This is a genomic window from Telluria sp. GW821-FHT07G12 (genome assembly GCF_059418525.1).
This window is the reverse complement of record NZ_JBWKQA010000002.1, coordinates 696,961-718,048: the sequence shown is the minus strand read 5'-3', so window position 1 is coordinate 718,048 and position 21,088 is coordinate 696,961. Positions and strand designations below refer to the sequence as shown.

The window sequence follows — 21,088 nt, the reverse complement described above, 5'->3', positions numbered from 1 at the left end:
TTTCGGGTCCGCTTGGAAACGTTCCCAGATCGGCGCCGACTATAGCACTTTTGACAGGTGTTGCGTCCGCCACGCGCTTCTCGAAAAAAACAAAGTAACCCGTTGACAATTATTTTTACTGAACATAAGATTCAGACAACTGATATGGAAACGTTTCCAAACATTTCCAGATGAGTTGAAAGGATTCAAGGAGCAAGCCCTCACCTGATGAATTACAACTACGCCAAGAAAAACAGAGGAGACCCAATGCATTATCCCAAGGCAAACAAGAAACTGATCAGCCTGGCGGTCGCCGGCGCCTGTACGGCGTTCGGCATGTCGGCACATGCGCAGGACGCTGCCAGTGCCACCAGCGACACCACGGCGCAAGCCGCCGGCGTGCAGCAGGTGGTGGTCAGCGGCATCCGCCAGTCGCTGGCTTCGTCGCTGAACCTGAAGCGCAATTCGGACGGTATCGTCGACGGCATCGTGGCCGAAGACATGGGCAAGTTCCCGGATACCAACCTGGCCGAGTCGCTGCAGCGCATTTCCGGCGTCTCGATCGACCGCGTCAACGGCGAAGGCCAGAAGGTCACCGTGCGCGGCATCGGCCCCGACTTCAACATGGTGCTGCTGAACGGCCGCCAGATGCCGACCTCGAACCTGGGCGACCTGAACGGCCGCGCCTTCGACTTCTCGAACCTGGCCTCCGAAGCGATCTCGCAGCTGCAGGTCTACAAGACCAGCCGCGCCGAGACGCCGACCGGCGGCATCGGCGCCACCATCAACGTCATCACCGCGCGTCCGCTCGACCGCCTCGGCACCTATTCGAGCATCGGCGTCAAGATGATGGACGACACCTCGAACAAGAACCTGCCGAACGACGACCGTGCCGACAGCTCCTTCACGCCGGAGTTCTCGGGCATCTACACCACCACCAGCAAGGACGGCAAGTGGGGCCTGGGCATCAGCGCCAGCTACCAGGAACGCAACCTGGGCTACAACCAGGCCGCCGTTTCCAGCGGCTGGAAGGGTCCGTTCCGCGGCGACGAGCAGAACTGGGGCACGATCCCCGCCACCGGCGCCACCAACCACCCGAAGCCGAGCGACGTCTACGAGGTGCCGCAGAACCTGAACTACAGCTTCACCGGCGTCAAGCGCCAGCGTACCAACGGCCAGCTGACCCTGCAGTTTGCACCGGTCAAGGAACTGGTCACGACCCTGGACTACACCTACTCGCAGAACAAGCTGCAGACCAAGCGCAACGACCTCTCGGCCTGGTTCAACTTCGGTCCGTCGACCTCCTCGTGGACCAACGGCCCGGTCGCGGCGCCGCTGCTGTACACCGAGCAGATCTCCCCGGCCACCAGCGACATCGCGATGGGCGCCGGCGACTTCGCCACCAAGACCAACAACAAGTCGCTGGGCTTCAACGCCCAGTGGCGCGCCACCAATGACCTGAAGCTGGAATTCGACGGCCACCATTCGACCGCCGAATCGATGGCGGACAGCCCCTTCGGCTCCTTCAACACCCTCGGCACCGCCAGCTTCTCGCGCGGCGACACCACCGCCGACTTCTCGAAGGACTTCCCGGTGCTGAGCATCGTCGGCGCGGACTTCGTCAAGGCGCCGCAACAGGTGACCGGCTCGAACTTCCAGAACCGCTACATGCTGGGCAAGATCGACCAGTACCAGGCCAAGGGCCGCCTGCGCATGCTGGAGTCCTCGAACCTGAACTTCGGCCTCGGCATCATCAAGGTCAACAACCGCTCGGCCGAATCGAACAACCAGCTCGACACCTGGGGCGGCGCCTCCAAGGCCTCGGACTACCCGAGCAGCCTGTGGCATCCGGCCACCGTGCGCGGCTACTTCGACCAGATCGACGGCAGCGACAACCCCAAGCTCTTCAACAACTTCTACACCTTCAACTTCAACGAGGCCCGCACCGCCGCTGCGAACGCGACCAAGAACCCGGCCGGCTATCTGCCGAAGACCAGCTTCACGACCGACCAGCGCACCAAGGAAGACACCAAGAACCTCTATCTGCAGTTCAACACGGACTGGGATACGCGCTTCCCGATGCACACGGCAGTCGGCGTGCGCTACGAGAAGACCGACGTCACCTCGACCGCGCTGGTGCCGGCCGCAACCTCCATCAGCTGGGGTTCGCAGAACGAGTTCACGGTCAACATGGGCGCGCCGACCTTCACCACCCTCACCGGCAAGTACCACAACCTCCTGCCGAGCGTGGACTGGGACATGGACCTGCGCGAGGACATGAAGGTGCGCGCGAGCTACGGCGAAACCATCGGCCGTCCGCGCTACGACCAGATCGCCGGCGGCCAGATCCTGAATACCCTGGCGCGCGTCGAAGGTGGCACCGGCTCGCAGGGCAACCCGGCGCTTAAGCCGGTCAAGTCGAAGAACTTCGACCTGTCCTTCGAGTGGTACTACGCCAAGCAGAGCTTCGCCTCGGTGAACGCCTTCTACAAGGACCTGGACAACTACGCCGGCCAGTCGCAAGTCGTCGAGCAGCCTTTCGGCCTGCATACCCCGGTCGGCGGCGCGTTCTGGAACGAGGCCCTGAAGAACGGTTGCGCGAATTCGGACACCACCTGCATCCGCAACTACATCTTCCGCAACCACGCCGGCAGCAACGGCGTGACCCGCGGCGCGGATGACGCCCTCGGCAACGCCACCGGCACCATCGTCGGCCAGCCGGGCGACCCGATCGCCAACTTCCGCATCACCTCCTTCTCGAACCAGAAGAAGGCGAGCCTGAACGGCCTGGAATTCAACCTCCAGCACATGTTCAACAACGGCTTCGGCGTGTCGGCGAACTACACCTACGTGCACTCGGGCCTCCGCTACGACAACAAGTCGGTGGGCGAACAGTTCGCGCTGGTCGGTCTGTCGAACTCGTACAACGTGGTCGGCATCTACGAGAACGATCGCATGAATGCCCGCCTGGCCTGGAACTGGCGCGGCGAGTTTCTGTCGTCGACCTTCGATTCGGCCGGTCCCAACCCGATCTACGTCGAACCGTACGGCCAGCTGGACCTGAGCCTCGGCTATAACATCACCGAGAAGCTCAGCGTGCAGTTCGAGGCGATCAACCTGACCAACGAGATCACCCGCAGCCATGGCCGCGCCAAGGAAATGGCCGAGTACGTGACCCAGACCGGCCCGCGTTACATGCTGGGCATGCGTTACAAGTTCTGATCGTTTCACGACGCTCATGAACGCGCACGGCCGGGGATGACCCGGCCGTTTTTTTTAAAAATTTCCTCAACTACAGTGATTTTGGGTAGACTTTACGGATGAATAACACGATCGAACACATCGTGGTCGTCGGCGGCGGGTCCGCCGGCTGGCTGGTCGCCGGTGTCCTGGCCGCCGAACATCGTCTGCGCGTAACCCTTGTCGAATCGCCGGCCGTGCCCACCATCGGCGTCGGCGAAGGCACCTGGCCCTCGATGCGCGACACCCTGCACCGCATCGGCGTGTCCGAATCCGACTTCTTCCGCGAGTGCGACGCCAGTTTCAAGCAGGGTTCGCGCTTCGAACGCTGGGTCGACGGCTCGGACCGGGACGCGTATTTCCACCCCTTCGTACTCCCGCAGGGATATTTCGACGCCAACCTGCCGGCAGCCTGGCAGCGCGCCCACCGCGGCATCCCCTTCGCCGACATGGTCAGCTTCCAGCCCCACCTGTGCGTGAACGGACGGGCGCCGAAGCAGGCCGCCACCCCCGAATTTGCAGCAGTAGCCAACTACGGCTACCACCTGGACGCCGGCAAGTTCGGCGTCTTCCTGCGCGAGCACTGCGTGAACAGGCTGGGCGTGCGCCATGTGGTCGGCCACGTCGAGGACATCCGTTCGAAGGAGAACGGCGACATCGCGGCCCTGGTGCTGCGTGGCGGCGACATGGTCGAGGGCGACCTGTTCGTCGACTGCACCGGCATGCAGTCGCTCCTGCTCGGCAAGCACTACGGCGTGCCGCTGCTGCACCAGCGCCACGTGCTGTTCAACGACACGGCGCTGGCCGTGCAGGTGCCGTATGCGAGCGAAGACGCGCCCATCGCCTCGCAGACCACGTCAAGCGCGCAGCCGAACGGGTGGATCTGGGACATCGGCCTGCCCAGCCGGCGCGGCATCGGCCACGTGTATTCGAGCGCCCATTCCAGCGACGAGGATGCGGAGCGCGTGCTGCGCGCTTACGTCGCCGCATCCGGCGGTCCGGCGGACATGCCGGCGCCGCGCAAGCTGAGCTTCGAGCCCGGCTACCGCGAGCGCTTCTGGCACCGCAACGTGGTGGCGATTGGCCTGTCCGCCGGCTTCATCGAACCGCTGGAAGCATCGGCCCTGGCCCTGGTCGAGCTGTCGGCCTCATGGCTGGCCGACGACCTGCCGGCCACCCGCGCCCAGATGGACACGGTGGCGGCGCGCTTCAACGAAGCCTTTACCTACCGCTGGGAGCGGATCATCGACTTCCTCAAGCTGCACTATGTGCTCAGCAAGCGCAGCGACACGGACTACTGGCGCGAGCACCGCGAGGCGGCGTCGATTCCCGAGCGCCTGCAGGAACTGCTGCAGCTGTGGCGCGCCCGCCCGCCCTCGCGCCGCGATTTCTCGCGCATCGAGGAAGTGTTCCCGTCCGCCAGCTGGCAGTACATCCTGTACGGCATGGGCTTCAACCTCGAGGCGCCCGCACGCGGCTCGGACCGCCCCGACCTGGCCGACGAAGCCTTCCGCGAGGCCGCGCGCCTGACCGCGCGCATGCTGCCGGCCCTGCCCTCGAACCGCGAACTGCTGGACCACATCCGCAGGCACGGCCTGCCGCGCATTTGATACTGATACACCAATAACAAAGCAAAGAGACACCATGCCCAATCACGCCATCCTGAACAACATCGAACACAAGCAGCTGCGCATCCTCACCAAGCGCGGCGCCGCCTATGGCGATGCGGTGATGTCCGCCCTCACCTTCCCGGCCGAGTTCCGCGAACTGCAGGCGCACTATCCGATCGTCTTCGCCAAGAACCACGACGGCACCTCCTTCGACGCGATCGCGCTGTTCGGCTTCCAGCAGGGCGAGAACCTGTTCCTGGGCGGCGGCGAAGGCTTGGGCAATGGCTGGGACGCGCCTTACATCCCGCTGACCGTGGAGCGCCAGCCCTTCCTGATCGGCCGCCCGGCCGACGGCGGGGACAACATGATGATCCACGTGGACCTCGACAGCCCGCGCCTGAGCGCGACGGAAGGCGAGCCGCTGTTCCTGTCCTACGGCGGCAGCAGCGAGTACCTGGAGCGCATCAGCCGCGTACTGCGCACCATCCACGACGGCATCGAGAACTCGAAAGGCTTCGTCGAAGCCCTGCTGCAACTGGAGCTGCTGGAATCCTTCGTGCTCGACATCGAACTGAACGACGGCTCGCAGAACCGCCTGGCCGGCTTCTACACGATCCACGAGGAACGCCTGGCGGCGCTGAAGGCCGAGCAGCTGGCGCGCCTGCACCAGGCCGGCTATCTGCAGGCGATCTACATGGTGCTGGCCTCGCTGGCGCAGTTCCGCAGCCTGATCGACCGCAAGAACCGCCAAGTCGCCGGCACCGATGCTGCCCATCGATAAACGCATCCGCGAGCTGGGCGCGGTCGACGGCAAGCTGCCGGCGCAGTTGCCCGATGAGCTGCTGCGCGCCACCGAGCCCTACATCGTGCGCGGCCTGGCGGCGCACTGGCCGCTGGTCGACGCCGCCCGTACCTCCATCGACGCCGCGGACGCCTACCTGCGCCGCTTCTACCAGGGCGCCCCGGTGGGCGCGATGCTGGGCAAGCCCGAGATCGCAGGCCGCTTCTTCTACAACCAGGACCTGACCGGCTTCAATTACTACTCGGCCCGCGCGCGCCTGGACGCCGTGCTCGACGAGATGAAGGGCTACCGCGACAACCCGCAGCCGGCCGCCATCTACGTCGGTTCGACCACGATCGACAGCGTGCTGCCCGGCCTGCGCCGCGACAACGACATCGACCTGGGCGCACGCGATGCCCTGGCCAGCATCTGGATCGGCAACCAGACCCGCATTGCCGCCCACTACGACCTGCCGGACAACCTGGCGGTGGTGGCGGCCGGCCGCCGGCGCTTCACGCTGTTCCCGCCGGACCAGCTGGCGAATCTTTATATCGGCCCGCTCGACTTCAACCCGGCCGGCCAGGCCATCAGCCTGGTCGACTTCGCTGCGCCCGATGACGAACGCTTCCCGCGCTTCCGCGAGGCGCTGCGGCACGCCCAGGTGGCGGAGCTGGAGCCGGGCGACGCCATCTTCATTCCGTCGATGTGGTGGCACCACGTGGAAGCGCTCGCGCCCTTCAACGTGCTGGTGAATTACTGGTGGCGCCAGTCCCCGGCTTACATGGACACGCCGACCAATGCCCTGATGCTGGCCCTGCTGACGATGCGCGAACTGCCGCCCGAGCAGCGCCGCGCCTGGCAGGAGGTCTTCCGCCATTACATCTTCGAGCCCAGCGAGGAAGCCGAGGCGCACTTGCCGCCGCACGCGCGCCACGCGCTGGCGCCGCTCGACGAAGACCGTGCCCGCGCCCTGCGCGGCACGCTGCTGAACCGAATCAACCGATAACAATACCGAATCGCAGGAGACATCATGGAACAAGAACACAAGCCCATCCGCCGCATCGTGATCGCAGGCGGCGGCACCGCCGGCTGGATGGCGGCGGCGGCGCTCTCGCGCACCCTCGGCAAGGTCCTCGACATCACGCTGGTCGAGTCCGACGAAATCGGCACCGTCGGCGTCGGCGAGGCGACCATCCCGACCCTGGTCCACTTCCACCGCCTGCTCGACATCAACGAGCAGGAATTCATGGCCGCCACCCAGGCCACCTTCAAGCTGGGCATCAGCTTCGAGGGCTGGCGCGACCGCGGCAAGGATTACATCCACTCCTTCGGCACCACCGGCACCGACCACTGGACCGCCGGCTTCCAGCACTTCTGGATGAAGGGCCGCAAGAAGGGCCTGGCACGCGACTATGGCGACTACTGCCTGGAGCTGCGCGCCGGTCTCGAACACAAGTTCGCCCACCTGCCCAACGATGGCCTGAACTACGCCTACCACCTGGACGCCGGCCGATACGCGCGCTTCCTGCGCCGCTACAGCGAGCACTTCGGCGTGCAGCGCATCGAGGCCAAGATCGCCAGCGTCGAGCAGGCCGCGAACGGCGACATCGCCGCGCTGGTGCTCGATTCCGGCAAGCGCATCGAGGGCGACCTGTTCATCGACTGCACCGGCTTCCGCTCGCTGCTGCTGGGCCAGACCTTGGGCGTCGAGTACCTGGACTGGTCTCACTGGCTGTTCAACGACAGCGCAATCGCGGTGCAGACCGAATCCACGGGCCCGGCCTTGCCGATGACCCGCTCGATGGCCCACGACTGGGGCTGGCAGTGGCGCATCCCGCTGCAGAGCCGCGTCGGCAACGGCATCGTGTACGCCAGCCGCTTCGTCGACGACGACACCGCGAAGGCGACCCTGCTCGGGAATATCGAAGGCAAGGTGCTGACCGAACCGCGCGTGATCCGCTTCAAGCCGGGCCAGCGCGAAAGAACCTGGTCGCACAACTGCGTGGCGATCGGCCTGTCCAGCGGCTTCCTGGAGCCGATCGAGTCGACCAGCATCCACCTGATCCAGCGCTCCATCGTGCGCCTGCTGCAGAACTTCCCCTCGCAGGGCATCCGCAAGACCGACGTCGACGAGTTCAACGCCCAGACCTGGTCCGAGATCGAATTCATCCGCGACTTCATCATCCTGCACTACAAGGTGACCGAGCGCCGCGACACGCCCTACTGGAAGCAGGCCGCCGAGATGGAAGTGCCGCCCCAGCTGCAGCACCGCATCGACATGTTCGAGCAGACCGGCCGCTCCTTCCGCGTCGTGAACGAGCTGTTCGCCGAGAACTCGTGGATCCAGGTGATGCTGGGCCAGGGCATCATGCCCGAGCAGCACCACCCGAGCGCCGACCTGATGGGCGACGAAGAACTGAGCGGCTTCCTGGAAGGCATCCGCACCCGCGTCGAGCGCACGGTGGCGCAGTTGCCCTCGCACCAGGAATACGTGGAGCGCTACTGCGGCGCCAAGCCGTGATCGCCACGCCGCGCTACGCCGACAGCAAGCCGCATTACGCCATCCTCGATGGCCTGCGCGGCGTCGCGGCCCTGATGGTGCTGGCCTTCCACCTGCTCGAGCCGCATGCGCCGAACCGCTTCGAGCAGGTGATCAACCACGGCTACCTGGCGGTCGACTTTTTCTTCCTGCTGTCCGGCTTCGTGATCGGCTATGCCTACGACGACCGCTGGAACCGCATGACGCTGGGCGAGTTCGGCAAGCGCCGCCTGATCCGCCTGCACCCGATGATCGTGGCGGCGATGATCGTCGGCGCCCTCGCCCTTCCCTTCCAGGACAGCCCGGTCTTCCCGAAGATCCACGAGGCCGGCGCCTGGCAGGTGGTGCTGACCATGCTGATCGGGATGACGCTGCTGCCGCTGCCGCCTTCGCTGGAACTGCGCGGCTGGGGCGAGATGCATCCGCTTGCGGCGCCCGCCTGGTCGCTGTTCTACGAGTACGTGGCCAACATCCTGTACGCGCTGTTCGTCCGCCGCTTCTCGAAGCTGGCCCTGTCCCTGCTGGTGCTGGCGGCCGGCGCGGTGCTGGTGCCCTATCTGGTGCTCGGCCCCAGGGGCGACGTGATCGGCGGCTGGTCGCTGGAACCGGTGCAGCTGCAGCTGGGCTTCACGCGGCTGATGTTCCCCTTCTTTGCGGGACTGCTGCTGCCGCGGGCGGTGCAGCCGGGACGGGTGCGGCATGCCTTCCCGGTCTGCAGCCTGCTGCTGGTGGCGGTGCTTGCGCTGCCGCGCTTCGGCGGCGCCCAGACGCTGTGGATGAATGGGCTGTACGAGTCGCTGGCGATCGTGCTGGTGTTCCCGCTGATCGTCTGGCTCGGTGCGAGCGGTAGCCTGCATACCGGCTTCGGCGTGCGGGTATGCGGCTTCCTGGGGGCGATCTCGTATCCGCTGTACATCCTGCACTACCCCATCATCTACACCTATGCGGCGTGGGTGGCGGACACCGAGCCGGCGCTGCGCGACGCCATGCCGGTGGCGGCGCTGGCCTTTGTCGGCTCCGTGGGGCTGGCCTGGGTGGTCCTGAAGTTCTATGACGAACCTGTACGGCGCTGGCTGGCGCGGCGCTGGCTCGCGCCGGAATCGGCGGCGCCGGCAGCGCCCGTGGGCGCCGTCCGGGATTTATGACTGGCAGTCACAAATCATAGCCAGGCCGCGGCGGCGCACGCCGCCCCGGCCAGGTCGCCCGCTTCCGCCGAAGCCCAGGCGACGATGCCGTCCGGGCGCAGCAGCAGCGCCGCCAGGCCGAGGCTTTCTTCCGGGCTGGCTGCGCAGTAGTCGAGGCGCTCGCCGTATTGCGCCACGAGCCTTGCCAGCGCGTCCTGTGCGCTGAAGTCGAGCAGCAGCGCCCGGCCATCCCGCATCCGTTCAGCGAGACCCATGCCGTCTGCGAATGCGAAGCCAGGCGCGCTCATGCCGACCAATGGATGGCCGCCGCCGAGATCGTAGTGGGTCTCGACACCCCAGACCCGGCCTGCCATATACGTCGCGCCATCCTGCGTGTCCATCAGATCCTCGACGATCGCGCGCATGGCGCGGGATGCCGGGTCGGGCCGCATCAGCAGCACCTGCGCCCGCGACCAGTCCAGCACTTTCACGCCTATCGGATGCCGTTCCGCCTCGTAGCTGTCGAGCAGGCCTTGCGGCGCCCTGCCCTGGATGGCCGCGGCCAGCTTCCAGCCCAGGTTCATCGCATCGCCGATGCCGAGGTTCAGGCCCTGGCCGCCCAGCGGCGCGTGGATGTGGGCGGCGTCGCCGGCCAGCAGCACGCGGCCCTTGCGGTAGCGCGTGGCCTGGCGCGCGCGGTCGGTCCAGGTGCTGGCCGCGTGCAGTGCCGTGATGGCCACGTCTACGCCTGACACCCGCCGCAGCACGGCCTGCAGGCGCTCGCGCGTGAGCGGCTCGCCGGTGTGCCCGGCGCCGCCGTCGAATTCCTGGATGGCCAGGTAGTCCGGCTGCGACTGGAACACCATGCCGCGCGGCGTCAGTTGCCGTCCCGCACCGATGGCCGAGGGATCGGCCAGGTCCACGCGGGCCGAATAGCCGGTGAATTCGGGCTCGGTGCCGGCGAACTCGAAGCCGCCCGCCTTGCGTACGATGCTGCGGGCGCCGTCGCAACCGACCAGCCAGCCGGCGCGAACCTTGAACTCGCCGGCCAGGACGTCGACGCCCTCCGCATCCTGCTCGAAGCCGCTGACGGCGCAGCCGCGCCGGATCTCCACGCCCAGCGCATGCGCGCGGCGCGCCAGCACCGTCTCGAGTTCCGCCATCTCGGCGATCAGCGAGGTGGGCGGCGATCCCGCCAGCCGCCACGGCCAGCGCGCAGCGTCGATGCGCTCGGCCTGGAAGCCGATGCCGGCAAAGTGGCCGGCCTGGCGCGGCTTCCGGGCCGCTTGCGCGCTGCCGCTGCCGAAGGGATTCTTCAGGCGCCGCGGCACCTCGAGCTGGTCCAGCAGGCCGCGCCGGTGGAGCGCTTCGATGGTGGGCGCGGACAACCCGCGTATGCCGAAAGGCAGCTGCTTGAAGGGCGAAGACGGATCGGCCTCGCGTTCGAGGACCAGGACCGAACGGCGGGCGAGCGCCAGTTCGCAGGCAAGAAAGAGGCCGACCGGGCCGGCGCCGGCAATAAGGACGTCGACGTCGGGGTGAGATGTGTGCATGTGAGCTCCATGGTTGGGGGCTCATCGGCGTCGCGAAGATGCGAAGCGAAAACGCAGACGAGCCCGAACAAAAAATGTCTCGGGTTCGTCGTGGGTTCTCATGCATGCGAGATGAAGGAACAGAACTTCCGTGCGTGGGAAGCGGGCGGACTTACCGGGAACCGCCGCTGCCTTTTTCGACCCGAAAATTCTAGCATGCTAGCGTCTGTTGCTGCCAGTATGGCAAGGAAAAAGAGAACGCACGTTCTCTAATATCGTCGTCTTTCAATAATTATCTGATCGTAATTGCATTCAAAAAGCACAAATCGTCGCGGATTGACGACAGCGTAGGATGATTCTTACAGGAAGCACGTGACAGCCGAATGGCCTGCAAATAAGATCTGTTCAGTTTCCGACGGGCAAAAAAAGATGAACCCATGCATACCCGTCGCATCAGTCACCGGCGCCGCCAGACGCAGCCCTGCACTCCAGACCACCAAGGATCTCTCCGCCAACATGGCCATCTCCCAATTCCAGACCCGGCTCGCTACAGCCCTTGCCGCCGCTTTCGCCATCGTACCCATCGCACATGCCCAGACCGGCATCGATCCCGCCGCTGCCGCGCAACGCGCCGACGTGCTGCAGCGCCAGGAACAGGAACGCCTGAAGCGTGACATCGAAGCGGCCAAGCCGGCCGAACGCAAGGAACCGGGCATCGACACCAGCCGCTTGCGCCCGCCGGTCGACGCCTCCGGCGCCGGCCCGCGCTGCCACGACATCGACGTCATCGTCATCAACGGCGCGCCGCAACTGAGCGCCAGGGTGCGCGCCGACATCGAGGCCCGCTTCAGCCACCGTTGTTTGGGCGTCAGCGAAATCGAGACCATCCTGGGGCTGATCACCAAGGATTACATCGACCGCGGCTACGTGACCACGCGCGCCTACCTGCCGGCGCAGGAACTCGCCAAGCGGCGCCTGGAAATCCTGGTGATCGAAGGCCGCCTGGGCGGCGTCAAGGTCGACGACGGCGCGCGCATCAATCCGCGCAACGTGTTCCCGGCGCGGGGCGGCCTGCTCAACCTGCGCGACTTCGAACAGGGCATCGACCAGCTGAACCGCCTGTCCTCAAACAACGCCGCACTCGACATCCAGCCCGGCGCCAGTGCCGGCGAGAGCGTGGTCGTCATCCACAACAAGCCGGGCCGCCCGGTCCACGCCAGCGTTTCCGCCGACAACAGCGGTTCCGAGAGCACCGGCCGCAAGCAGGCCGGCTTTTCGTTCAGCGGCGACAGCCTGCTGGGCATGAACGAACTGCTGCTGGCCACCTTCCGCCGCTCGCAGCCGAACGACATGGAACACAAGGGTTCGGAGAGCAAGAGCCTGACCGCGATCGTGCCCTTCCGCTGGACCACCGTCACGCTCTCCGGCAGCGAATCGGAGTTCGTCAGCATGGTGGACCTGCCCAGCGGCGAAGCGCTGCAGTTCCGCGGCCGCACCCGCAACGCGAGCCTGCGCGTCGACCAACTCCTGTACCGCAACCAGGTCACCCGCGCCGGCGTGTACGGCAACCTGACCGCCAAGGACAGCAAGAACTACCTCGGCGGCGAACTGCTGGGCGTCAGCAGCCGCAAGCTGTCGGTACTCGACCTGGGCGGCACCGCCAGCACCGCACTGCTGGGCGGCGCGCTGTCGGCCGACCTCGGCTACTCGCGCGGCCTCGGCATCGCCGGCGCCCTGCACGACCAGGAAGGCCTGATCGACACAGCGCCGCACGCGCAGTTCGGCAAGCTGACCCTCAACGCCAGCTTCATGCGCCCCTTCAAGCTCGGCGCCCTGGACGCCAGCTTCAGTTCCAGCCTCAGCGGCCAGTATGCGTTCGACACCCTGTTCGGCTCCGAACAAATGCTGATCGGCGGCCCGTTCTCGGTGCGCGGCTTCTACAACAACACGCTGTCGGGCGACCACGGCGCCTATCTGCGCAACGAGTTGGCGCTGCGTCCGGCCGTGCAGATCGCCGGCCGGGCGATTCCGCTGCGCCTCTACGCCGGCCTCGACGTCGGCCACGTGTCCAACCGCGTCGACGGCATCCCGGACGGCACCCTGAGCGGCGTCGCACTGGGCTTCAATGCCGCCTTCAAAGGCGCCTCGCTCGACGTCTCCGCCACCCGCGCACTGCACGAACCGCACTTCTTCCAGCGCGAAGCAACCCAGGTCTGGGTCCGCCTGAACGTCGACATCTAAGCACCCACCGAGAGAGAGAACAACGCAATGAACCGCTCGTACCGCCACGTCTGGAGCGCCGCCCGCTGCGCCTACATCATCGCCGCCGAAACCGCACGCGGCCGCGGCAAATCCGGCGGCGCCGTCAAGGCCGCCGCACCCGCCCTCGCCCTCCTCGCCGGCGCCTTGCTCGCCGGCCCGGCCTGGGGACAGATAAAGACGCCGACCTCGGTCGTCCCGACCGGAGGCAAGACCAACACCTATATCGCGACGAACGGCGTGCCGGTGGTGAACATCGACACCGCCAACGCCACAGGCATCTCGCACAACCGCTTCACGACCTATGACGTCGAAGCCAAGGGCCTGGTGCTGAACAACACGCCCTTCTCGAAAGGCGCAATCGGCCAGTCGCAGCTGGCCGGCGGCGTGGTCGGCAACACCAACCTGAAAGACCCCGCGAAGGTGATCCTCAACGAGGTGGTCTCGACCAGGCGCTCGACCCTGGCCGGCTACACCGAAGTGTACGGCAGCCGCGCCGACGTCATCGTGGTCAACCCGAACGGACTCACCTGCACCGGCTGCGGCTTCATCAACACCGACCGCGTCACCCTCAGCACCGGCGCGCCGGTATGGGCCGCCGACGGCAATCTCATCGGCTTCAATGTCACGGGCGGCGACATCGCCATCACGGGCACTGGCCTGAACGGCAGCGCCCAGCAGATCCTCGACCTGGTGACCCGCTCGGTGCGGATCGACGGCCAGGTGAATGCCGGCGCCAACGGCGAACTGGGCGTGTTCACCGGTGCGATCCAGTGGAACTACGCCGGCCGCAACATCGCCGGCACCATCGGCGTCAGCGACGCCAAACCCCAGTATGCGATCGATTCGACCTCGCTGGGCGGCATGTACGCGGGCCGCATCCGCCTGATCGCCACCGAGGCCGGGGTCGGCGTGCGCATGCTGGGCGACGCCGCCGCCAGCGCCCGCGATTTCAGCGTCGACGCCGCCGGCAAGGTACTGGTGCAGAGCCGCATCTCGGCCGCCCACGACCTGCGCATCACCCAGACCGGTGACGCTTCGCCCGGCCAGGTCGAGATCGCGGGCGCGAACGCCGCCCTCAGCGCCCAGAACGACCTGGCGATCCAGGCCGACGGCGGGCTGGCGCTGAACGAAGCCCAGCTCAAGGCCGCCAGTAATCTCGTGGTGCGCGCCGCTTCCCTGGCGGACACGTCGACGGCGGCCGCAACCCGCAGCGCCGACGGCGCAGTCGACGTCAAGCTGGGCGGCGGCGCCGCCATCGACGGCGCCAGCTGGGGCGCGGGCGCCAGCCTGGCCCTCGACGCCGCCAGCGTCAAGCTGATCAACGCGACCCTGTACAGCGGCGCCGCCGCGAAGGCCGACAGCACGCTGACGCTGGACGCAGACGGCGACATCGCCATCGACAAGAGCAAGCTGACCAGCGCCGGCGCGCTGGCCGTCGAAGCGCGCAAGGCCGGCATCGCACTGGGCGCCGACGCGGCCCTCGCGGCCGCCGGCAAGGCCGCCCTGCGCGCCGCCACCAGCATCGTCAACGCCGGCAGCGTGCAGGCCGGCGCCGATCTGACCATCGACGGCGGCAGCGCAGCCGCAGCGCTGACCCTGGACAACAGCGGCCTGCTGCAGGCCGCAGGCCAGTTCGGCCTCGGCGCGGAGCACGCGTCGGCCATCGCCAATACCGCCGCCGGACGCGTGCTGGCCGACCGTATCGCCATACAGGCGACGACCGTGGCCAACGCCGGCACCATGCAGGCGACCAGCGGCATGAGCGTCGACGCCAGCGGCGCGCTGCGCAACAGCGGCGCGCTGCTCGACACCGCCGCCGGCAAGGACCTGGTGCTGCGCACCGGCAGCCTGGACAACAGCGGCACCATCCAGTCGGCCGGTAAGCTGAGCTTCACCAGCAGCGGCGCCGCCGCCAACAGCGGCAAGATGCTGACGACGTCCGCCATGGACGGCGGCAGTGACGGCGCGCTGAGCGGCCAGGCCGACAGCATCGCCAATAGCGGCGCCATCGTCGCCGCGGGCGCCGCCGTGCTGAACGCCGCCAATGGCATCGAGAACACGAAGCTGATCCAGGGCGCGACCCTGGCCGCGGGCGCCGGCGGCCTGCTCGCCAACAAGGGCGGCGAGGCCAGCCTGCTGGCCAGCGGCGGCGCCACGCTGAAGGCGCAAGACCTCGACAACGATGGTACTGTGCAGGCCGGGCTCGACCTCGACATCGCGGTTGTCGGCAAGCTGAACAACTATGGCGCGCTGCAGGCGCTGGACAAGGCCGGCAACGCCAGGCTGGCCGGCGGTACCTTCTTCAACGTCGGCACGATCCAGGCCGCGGGCAGCGCAAGCCTGGCGGCGACCACCGACAAGCTGGTCAACGTGAACAACGTGGTGGCCGGCGGCGACCTGAGCGTGTCCGCCACGACCACGCTGACGAATACCGGCGCCGCCGCGCTGCTGCAGGCCGGCGGCGATTTCTCCGCTCACGCCAACGCCATCGTCAACGACAGCGCCATCACGGCCAAGCGCAATCTGCTGGCCAGCGCCGGCGCCGGTTTCGTCAACAACGGCCTGCTGCAGACCGGCGCCGACGGCGGCGCGCTGTCGATCGCCGGCGCCACCCTGAGCAACGCCGGCACGGTCAAGGCGGCCGGCAGCGCCGCCCTGACCGCCATCCACGGCACGATCGCGAACACGGGCCAGGCCACTGCGGCGCACAACCTGCAGCTCAGCGCCAGCCAGGACATCGCCAACCACGGCGCCACCAGCCTGCTCGGCGCGGACAACGTGCGCCTCGGCGCCGTCAACATCGACAACAGCGGCACCGTGCAGGCGGACGACAGCCTGGCGATCGATGCCGCGGGCGCCCTCACCAACAGCCTGGCCGTGCAGACCCGCGGCGCCGGCAGCAGCCTGACCGTGCATGCCGGCTCGATCGGCAACAGCGGCAGCCTGAACGCCAGCGGCAACGCCAGCCTGTCCACGACGGCCGGCGCGATCGGCAACGGCGGCCAGATCCAGGCCGCCGATGCGCTGTTGCTGGACGCCCGCACCCAGCTCGACAACAGCGGCAAGATCATCGGCCAGTCGAGCGTCGCGATTTCCGGCGGCGCCGGCTTTGGCGTCAACAACAGCGGGCGCATCCAGGCCGCGACCGGCCTGGCGATCGGCGCCGCCGGCAACGCGGCCGCCTACGCCACCAACAGCGGCACCCTGTTCGGCGACACCGTTGGCGTCTACGCGGGCAATCTCGCCAACAGCGGCCGCATCCAGGCGAACGGCGCCGGCACCCTGAGCGCGGCCGACCTGGCCAACCTCGGCAGCGCCGCCGTGATCCTGCTGGGCATGGACGGCAGCGCCAGCAGCATCGCCGGCAGCAACAGCGTGCGCAACGAAGGCGCGATCCACAGCGCGGGCGCGCTCACGGTGAGCGGCCAGCGCCTGGACAATACCGGCACCGGCGGCATTTCGTCGGAATCGTCGCTGAGCATGAATGCAGGCGGCGCCGGCTTCGACAACGCTGGCGCGCTCTATGCCGACGCGACCCTGAGCGTCAGCGCCCTGAACCAGCTCTTCGCAAACAACGTGACCGGCACCATGGACGCCCACGACATCGTGGTCAAGGCCGGCACCTTCAACAACTACAACACCGTGATCGCGCTGGGCGACACGGCGATCACCACCACCACCGCGTTCAGCAACCTGCCGACCGGCGCCATGCCGACCATCGTGTCGAACTACGACTACCGTCCGGTCACCCAGCCATACTACTGGAGCGGCAACTGCAACATCTTCGGCGCGGCCTGCGACAGCAAGACCACCTTCGCGCAGGACATCATCGTCACCCAGACCCTGGACCGTCCGATGCCGACCCAGTTCGGCCAGGTGATCGCGGCCGGAGCGATCGACATCCATTATGGCGGCAGCGGCTTGAACCAGGCCTCGCTGATCTCGGCGCCGACGGTCCGCATCAGCGGCGCCGGCGCCTTCACCAACACCGACCTGCACCTGGAGGAGATCGATTACGCCCGCCGCTGGCGCGACTACCGCACCAACTCGACCTTCGGGCCGATCGGGCACACCTATAACTACGCCACCAGCGCCGGCCAGCTGGGCGGCTGCAACGACGGCGACTGCTTCGGCGGCACCGCGGGCAGCCTCGGCGCCGCGCAGGACGCCGCCTACCGGATGGAAACCGGACGCCACGTGATCCAGAAATGGAAGGCCGGCATCTACGCGACCAACCTCACGTTCGCCGGCGGCAGCCTGATGAACCTCGGATCGCCCTACCAGCAGGGCACCGCCAACCAGACCGTCAACGCCGACAGCGCGGCGGCCGTCAATCCGCTGGCCGGCACGCCCTTTGCCGCCGCCTTCAGCGCCCTGGTGAGCACCACGCCGGCCGTCTCCAAGACGGTGAGCGTGGCGGCCGCCCCGACGGTGCAGTTCCAGGGCCTGAACCTGAACCTGCCGACCAACCCGAACGGCTACTTCGTCGCGGTCAAGAACCCGAACTCGCAGTTCCTGGTCGAGACCAACCCGCTGTTCGGCGCCGGCAGCAACTCGGTGGGTTCGGACTACCTGACCAAGCTCTTGAACATCAACCCGGACCAGCAGATCAAACGCCTGGGCGACGCCAACTATGAAGCCAAGCTGGTGCGCGACCAGCTGATCGCCCAGACCGGCAACAACGTCCTCAAGGGCATGCAAAGCGAAGCCGCACAGATGCAGGCGCTGATGGACAATGCCTCGGCCGAAGCAGCCAAGCTCGGTCTGGTGTACGGCAAGGCGCCGACCGCCGACCAGTTGGCGAACCTGAAAGAAGACATGGTGTGGATGGTGGAGACCGTGGTCAACGGCCAGAAAGTCGTGGCGCCGGTGGTATTCCTGGCCAAGTCGACCAAGGACGCCATCGACAACGGCGGCCCGGTGATCTCGGCGACCAACCTCAAGATCGATGCCGGCACAGTCGCCAACACCGGCGGCACCATCGCCGGCGACAAGCTGGCCATCACGGCCAAGGGCGACATCACGAATACGGGCGGCAAGATCAAGGGCGGCGAAGTCGCGCTCAAGTCGACGGAAGGCAGCATCGTCAACCAGACCGTGGCCGAAGCCCAGGGCGGCAAGGACTTCGCACGCACCACCATCGGCGCCACCGGCAGCATCGAGAGCACCGGCAGCCTGAGCCTGGGCGCGGCCAAGGACATCACCGTCAAGGGCGCGGACGTCAAGGCCGGCGGCGACGCCAGCCTGGCGGCGGGCGGCAAGGTCAGCTTCGACACCATCGAAGACAAGCGCGCCGATTCCTTCTCGCGCTCGACCGAGGGCGGCCTGCTCGGCATGAACAAGTCGGGCAGCTCGACCCATACCGCGACCACCACCAACATAGGTTCCGGCCTCAGCACCGGCGGCAATGTGTCGATCAAGAGCGGCGCCGAGACCACCATCGCCGGCTCGCAAGTCAAGGTCGGCGGCGACTTGGCCATGGACGCGAAGGGCGGCGTCAACGTCGTCTCGCGCCAGGATACCAAGGAGACCTCGAACTCGACCACGGGGTCGGGCTTCGGCGTGGGCGGCGGCCTGTTCGGCACCAGCACCACCACCACCGATACCTTCCAGGGCCGCAACGTCGCTTCCGGCATCGAGGTCAAGGGCAATGCCGACATCAAGACCGACGGCACCCTGACCATGCAGGGCTCGAAGCTGAAGGTCGACGGCAGCGCCGACATCAAGGCCGACAAGGTCGAGGTACTGGCCGGCCAGGACGTCGACCGCACCAGCACCACGACCAAGACCACCTCCTTCCTGAAGCTGGACGGCGGCAGCGCCGACTCCGCGGCCGGCGCCGGCGCGCAATCCGGCAAGGGCGTGGGTGGCGTGGCCGGTTCCGGCGTCGGCGCGCAAGCCGGCGCCAAGGCCAGCGCCGGCGCGAGCGGCGGCGTGACCCTGGCCGAAACCAAGACCACCACCAACACGGATTACAACGCCCGTGCGGTCGGGTCCGAGATCTCGGTCGGCAAGGACCTGACGGTGACGGCCAACAAGGACATCACCCTGCAGGGCGCCAAGCTGAACACCGGTGGCGACACCAACCTGAACGCCCAGGACGTCAAGATCCTGGCCGCGCAGGACGTGCACACTACCAGCAGCAAGACCGAGACCAGCCAGATCGGCCTGTACGTGGACTCGAACAACGAAGCCAGCGCCAGCGCGGGCGCGCATGCCGGCATGACCAGCAGCGCGGGCGCGCAGGCAGGCGCCAGCTCGGATACCAATATCGACCTGGCGCGCACCATGACTTCGCAGACCGACACGCTGAACGTGCACAACAAGGGCAGCACGGTCAACGCCGGCGGCCAGCTGAACATCAACGCCGGCAACAAACTGACGGTGCAGGGGTCCGACCTGTCCGGCGACAAGGGCGTGGACGTCAAGGCCAAGGACATGGAGTTCAGCGCCACCCAGGACGTCAGCAGCACCAGCTCGAGCAGCAGCAAGACCTCGGTCGGCCTCTACGTCAGCGGCGGCGCCAGCGCCGAAGCCGGCGCCTCGACCGGCGTGCTGGGCGGCGGCGCCAATGCCGGCGCCGAGGCGAAAGCCGGCGTCGGCCTGCAGGGCCGCCATAACGAGTCGACCGACTCGTCGGGCACCACCACCGCCAACGTCTCGACCATCCGCTCCGGCAACGGCAGCATCAGCCGTACCGCGCAAGGCAACATCACCGACGTCGGCACCGGCATCGACGCGGCCGGCAACTTCACGCAGTCGGCCACCACGATCGACAGCAAGGCTGCGGCCAATACCAGCTGGTCGAACAGCTCGTCCTCGGCCGACCAGGCGCGCATCGGCGTGTATGCCGGCGCGGATGCCGGCGCCGGCACCAGCGGCGCGGATGCGGGCGCCAGCGTCGGGGTCGAGGCCTCGTACAATGGCTCGCGTTCGTCGTCCAGTGCAAGCAGCAGCACCGCCGTGGTGTCGAACGTCCGCGCCGGCGGCACAGTCAGCAGCACGTCGACCGGCACCACCACGATGGAAGGCACCAACATCGACGCCGGCAAAGGCGTCGAGATCGGCGCCAGGGACCTGAACTACACGGCGGCACGCAACACCTCGAACAGCAGCTCGAGCGACCAGAGCATCAACGCCTCGGCCAACATCGGCGTGGGCGTGGGCTCGGACACCGTCGAGGGCGGCGTCAGCGGCGGCTTCGCGAAGAACAGCAGCAGCGCCAACTCGTCCACCGCGGTGGCCGGCGGCATCCAGTCGGGCGGCGGCATTACCATCAAGACCCAGAACGACGCCCGCTTCGAAGGCACCAACATCGACGCCAAGGGCGACGCCAGCGTCAATGCTGGCGGCAAGCTGACCATGGACGCGGCGCACAGCACCAGCAGCTCGACCAGCAGCTCGAGTTCCTTCCAGGCTGGCATCCAGGTATCTGGAGGCGGAGGCAAGAAGGGGGGCGGCGAAGGCGGCGAATCGAAGATGGGCGTGGAACTCGGCGGCGGCTTCCAGGAAGACAGCAGCCAGTCGGACAAGGCGGCGGCCGGCAGCGTCAAGTCGGGCAGCAGCCTGACCCTGAGCTCGGGCAGCAAGGCCAGCTTCGAAGGCACCCAGCTGAAGGCCGAAGGCGCCGCCACCATCGCCGCGGGCACGGTCGAGATGAAGGACGCCAAGTCGACCAGCAGCAGCACCAGCTCGGGCTTCGCGGCAGGGATCAGCGCCAAGAGCAAGAGCGAAGGCGGCAAGGACAGCGGCGGCGCGGTCGGCACCATCGAGGCCGGCTACGACAGCAGCAGTTCCAGCAGCGCCACCAGGACCACGATCTCGGGCGGCGGCGGCGTGCAGGTGAAGACCGGCAGCGCGGGTCTTTCGGCCGCCGCCGCGGCGCAGAGCGCGCCGGTGAGCGTGACGCCGGCCGTCAAGGCCGCACCGGTCAAGGTCAGCGCCGCGAAGGCCAAAGCCGATGCGAAAAAGAAGAAAGAGGACGAAAAGGCAAAGCCGCCGGTTGCACCCAACTGATCGTC

Annotated in this window: 9 protein-coding genes; 8 read left to right on the top strand and 1 reads right to left on the bottom strand. The window is 67.3% G+C overall.

Features of this window, described 5'->3' with window-relative positions; all coding sequences use genetic code 11:
* The first annotated feature begins 246 nt into the window (after positions 1–246).
* The 6 genes from AC07PE_RS11240 (at position 247) to AC07PE_RS11215 (ending at position 9,294) form a co-directional block, all read left to right on the top strand.
* On the top strand, positions 247–3,201 hold the full coding sequence (locus AC07PE_RS11240; RefSeq protein WP_498764247.1) for a TonB-dependent receptor: 2,955 nt from the start codon (positions 247–249) through the stop codon (positions 3,199–3,201).
* 98 nt (positions 3,202–3,299) lie between these two features.
* Positions 3,300–4,829 (top strand): tryptophan halogenase family protein, encoded by a 1,530-nt coding sequence (locus tag AC07PE_RS11235; RefSeq protein ID WP_498764245.1) that lies wholly within the window; start codon positions 3,300–3,302, stop codon positions 4,827–4,829.
* Between the two features lie 34 nt (positions 4,830–4,863).
* Positions 4,864–5,610 carry a SapC family protein gene (locus AC07PE_RS11230; protein ID WP_498764243.1) on the top strand — a complete coding sequence of 249 codons (747 nt, stop codon included), beginning with the start codon at positions 4,864–4,866 and terminating at the stop codon, positions 5,608–5,610.
* The gene (locus AC07PE_RS11225) at positions 5,594–6,616 is read left to right on the top strand and encodes a cupin-like domain-containing protein (protein ID WP_498764241.1); all 1,023 of its coding nucleotides are present in this window, start codon (positions 5,594–5,596) and stop codon (positions 6,614–6,616) included. The genes AC07PE_RS11230 and AC07PE_RS11225 overlap by 17 nt, the downstream gene beginning before the upstream one ends.
* A 24-nt stretch (positions 6,617–6,640) precedes the next feature.
* Positions 6,641–8,131, top strand: a complete 1,491-nt coding sequence (locus AC07PE_RS11220) for a tryptophan halogenase family protein (protein WP_498764239.1) — start codon at positions 6,641–6,643, stop codon at positions 8,129–8,131.
* Entirely contained in the window at positions 8,128–9,294 is a 1,167-nt protein-coding gene (locus AC07PE_RS11215; RefSeq protein ID WP_498764236.1) for an acyltransferase family protein, read from the top strand. The genes AC07PE_RS11220 and AC07PE_RS11215 overlap by 4 nt, the downstream gene beginning before the upstream one ends.
* 14 nt (positions 9,295–9,308) lie before the next feature.
* On the opposite strand, the gene AC07PE_RS11210 is transcribed toward AC07PE_RS11215, so the two are convergent.
* Positions 9,309–10,826, bottom strand: coding sequence for an FAD-dependent oxidoreductase (locus AC07PE_RS11210; RefSeq protein ID WP_498764234.1), 1,518 nt, complete (start codon positions 10,824–10,826; stop codon positions 9,309–9,311).
* Positions 10,827–11,321: 495 nt separating this feature from the next.
* On the opposite strand from AC07PE_RS11210, the gene AC07PE_RS11205 reads away from it, so the two are divergent.
* Both AC07PE_RS11205 and AC07PE_RS11200 read left to right on the top strand, forming a co-directional pair.
* Positions 11,322–13,046, top strand: coding sequence for a ShlB/FhaC/HecB family hemolysin secretion/activation protein (locus AC07PE_RS11205; protein WP_498764232.1), 1,725 nt, complete (start codon positions 11,322–11,324; stop codon positions 13,044–13,046).
* A 27-nt stretch (positions 13,047–13,073) separates the two neighbouring features.
* Positions 13,074–21,083, top strand: coding sequence for a hemagglutinin repeat-containing protein (locus tag AC07PE_RS11200; protein ID WP_498764230.1), 8,010 nt, complete (start codon positions 13,074–13,076; stop codon positions 21,081–21,083).
* Positions 21,084–21,088: the final 5 nt, after the last annotated feature.

Excerpts from the sequence above, each read along its gene's own strand:
- AC07PE_RS11235 (WP_498764245.1), top strand. The coding sequence starts at position 3,300 with ATGAATAACACGATCGAACACATCGTGGTCGTCGGCGGCGGGTCCGCC.
- AC07PE_RS11225 (WP_498764241.1), top strand. The coding sequence starts at position 5,594 with ATGCTGCCCATCGATAAACGCATCCGCGAGCTGGGCGCGGTCGACGGC.
- AC07PE_RS11220 (WP_498764239.1), top strand. The coding sequence starts at position 6,641 with ATGGAACAAGAACACAAGCCCATCCGCCGCATCGTGATCGCAGGCGGC.
- AC07PE_RS11210 (WP_498764234.1), bottom strand. The coding sequence starts at position 10,826 with ATGCACACATCTCACCCCGACGTCGACGTCCTTATTGCCGGCGCCGGC.
- AC07PE_RS11200 (WP_498764230.1), top strand. The coding sequence starts at position 13,074 with ATGAACCGCTCGTACCGCCACGTCTGGAGCGCCGCCCGCTGCGCCTAC.
- AC07PE_RS11205 (WP_498764232.1), top strand. The coding sequence starts at position 11,322 with ATGGCCATCTCCCAATTCCAGACCCGGCTCGCTACAGCCCTTGCCGCC.
- AC07PE_RS11230 (WP_498764243.1), top strand. The coding sequence starts at position 4,864 with ATGCCCAATCACGCCATCCTGAACAACATCGAACACAAGCAGCTGCGC.
- AC07PE_RS11240 (WP_498764247.1), top strand. The coding sequence starts at position 247 with ATGCATTATCCCAAGGCAAACAAGAAACTGATCAGCCTGGCGGTCGCC.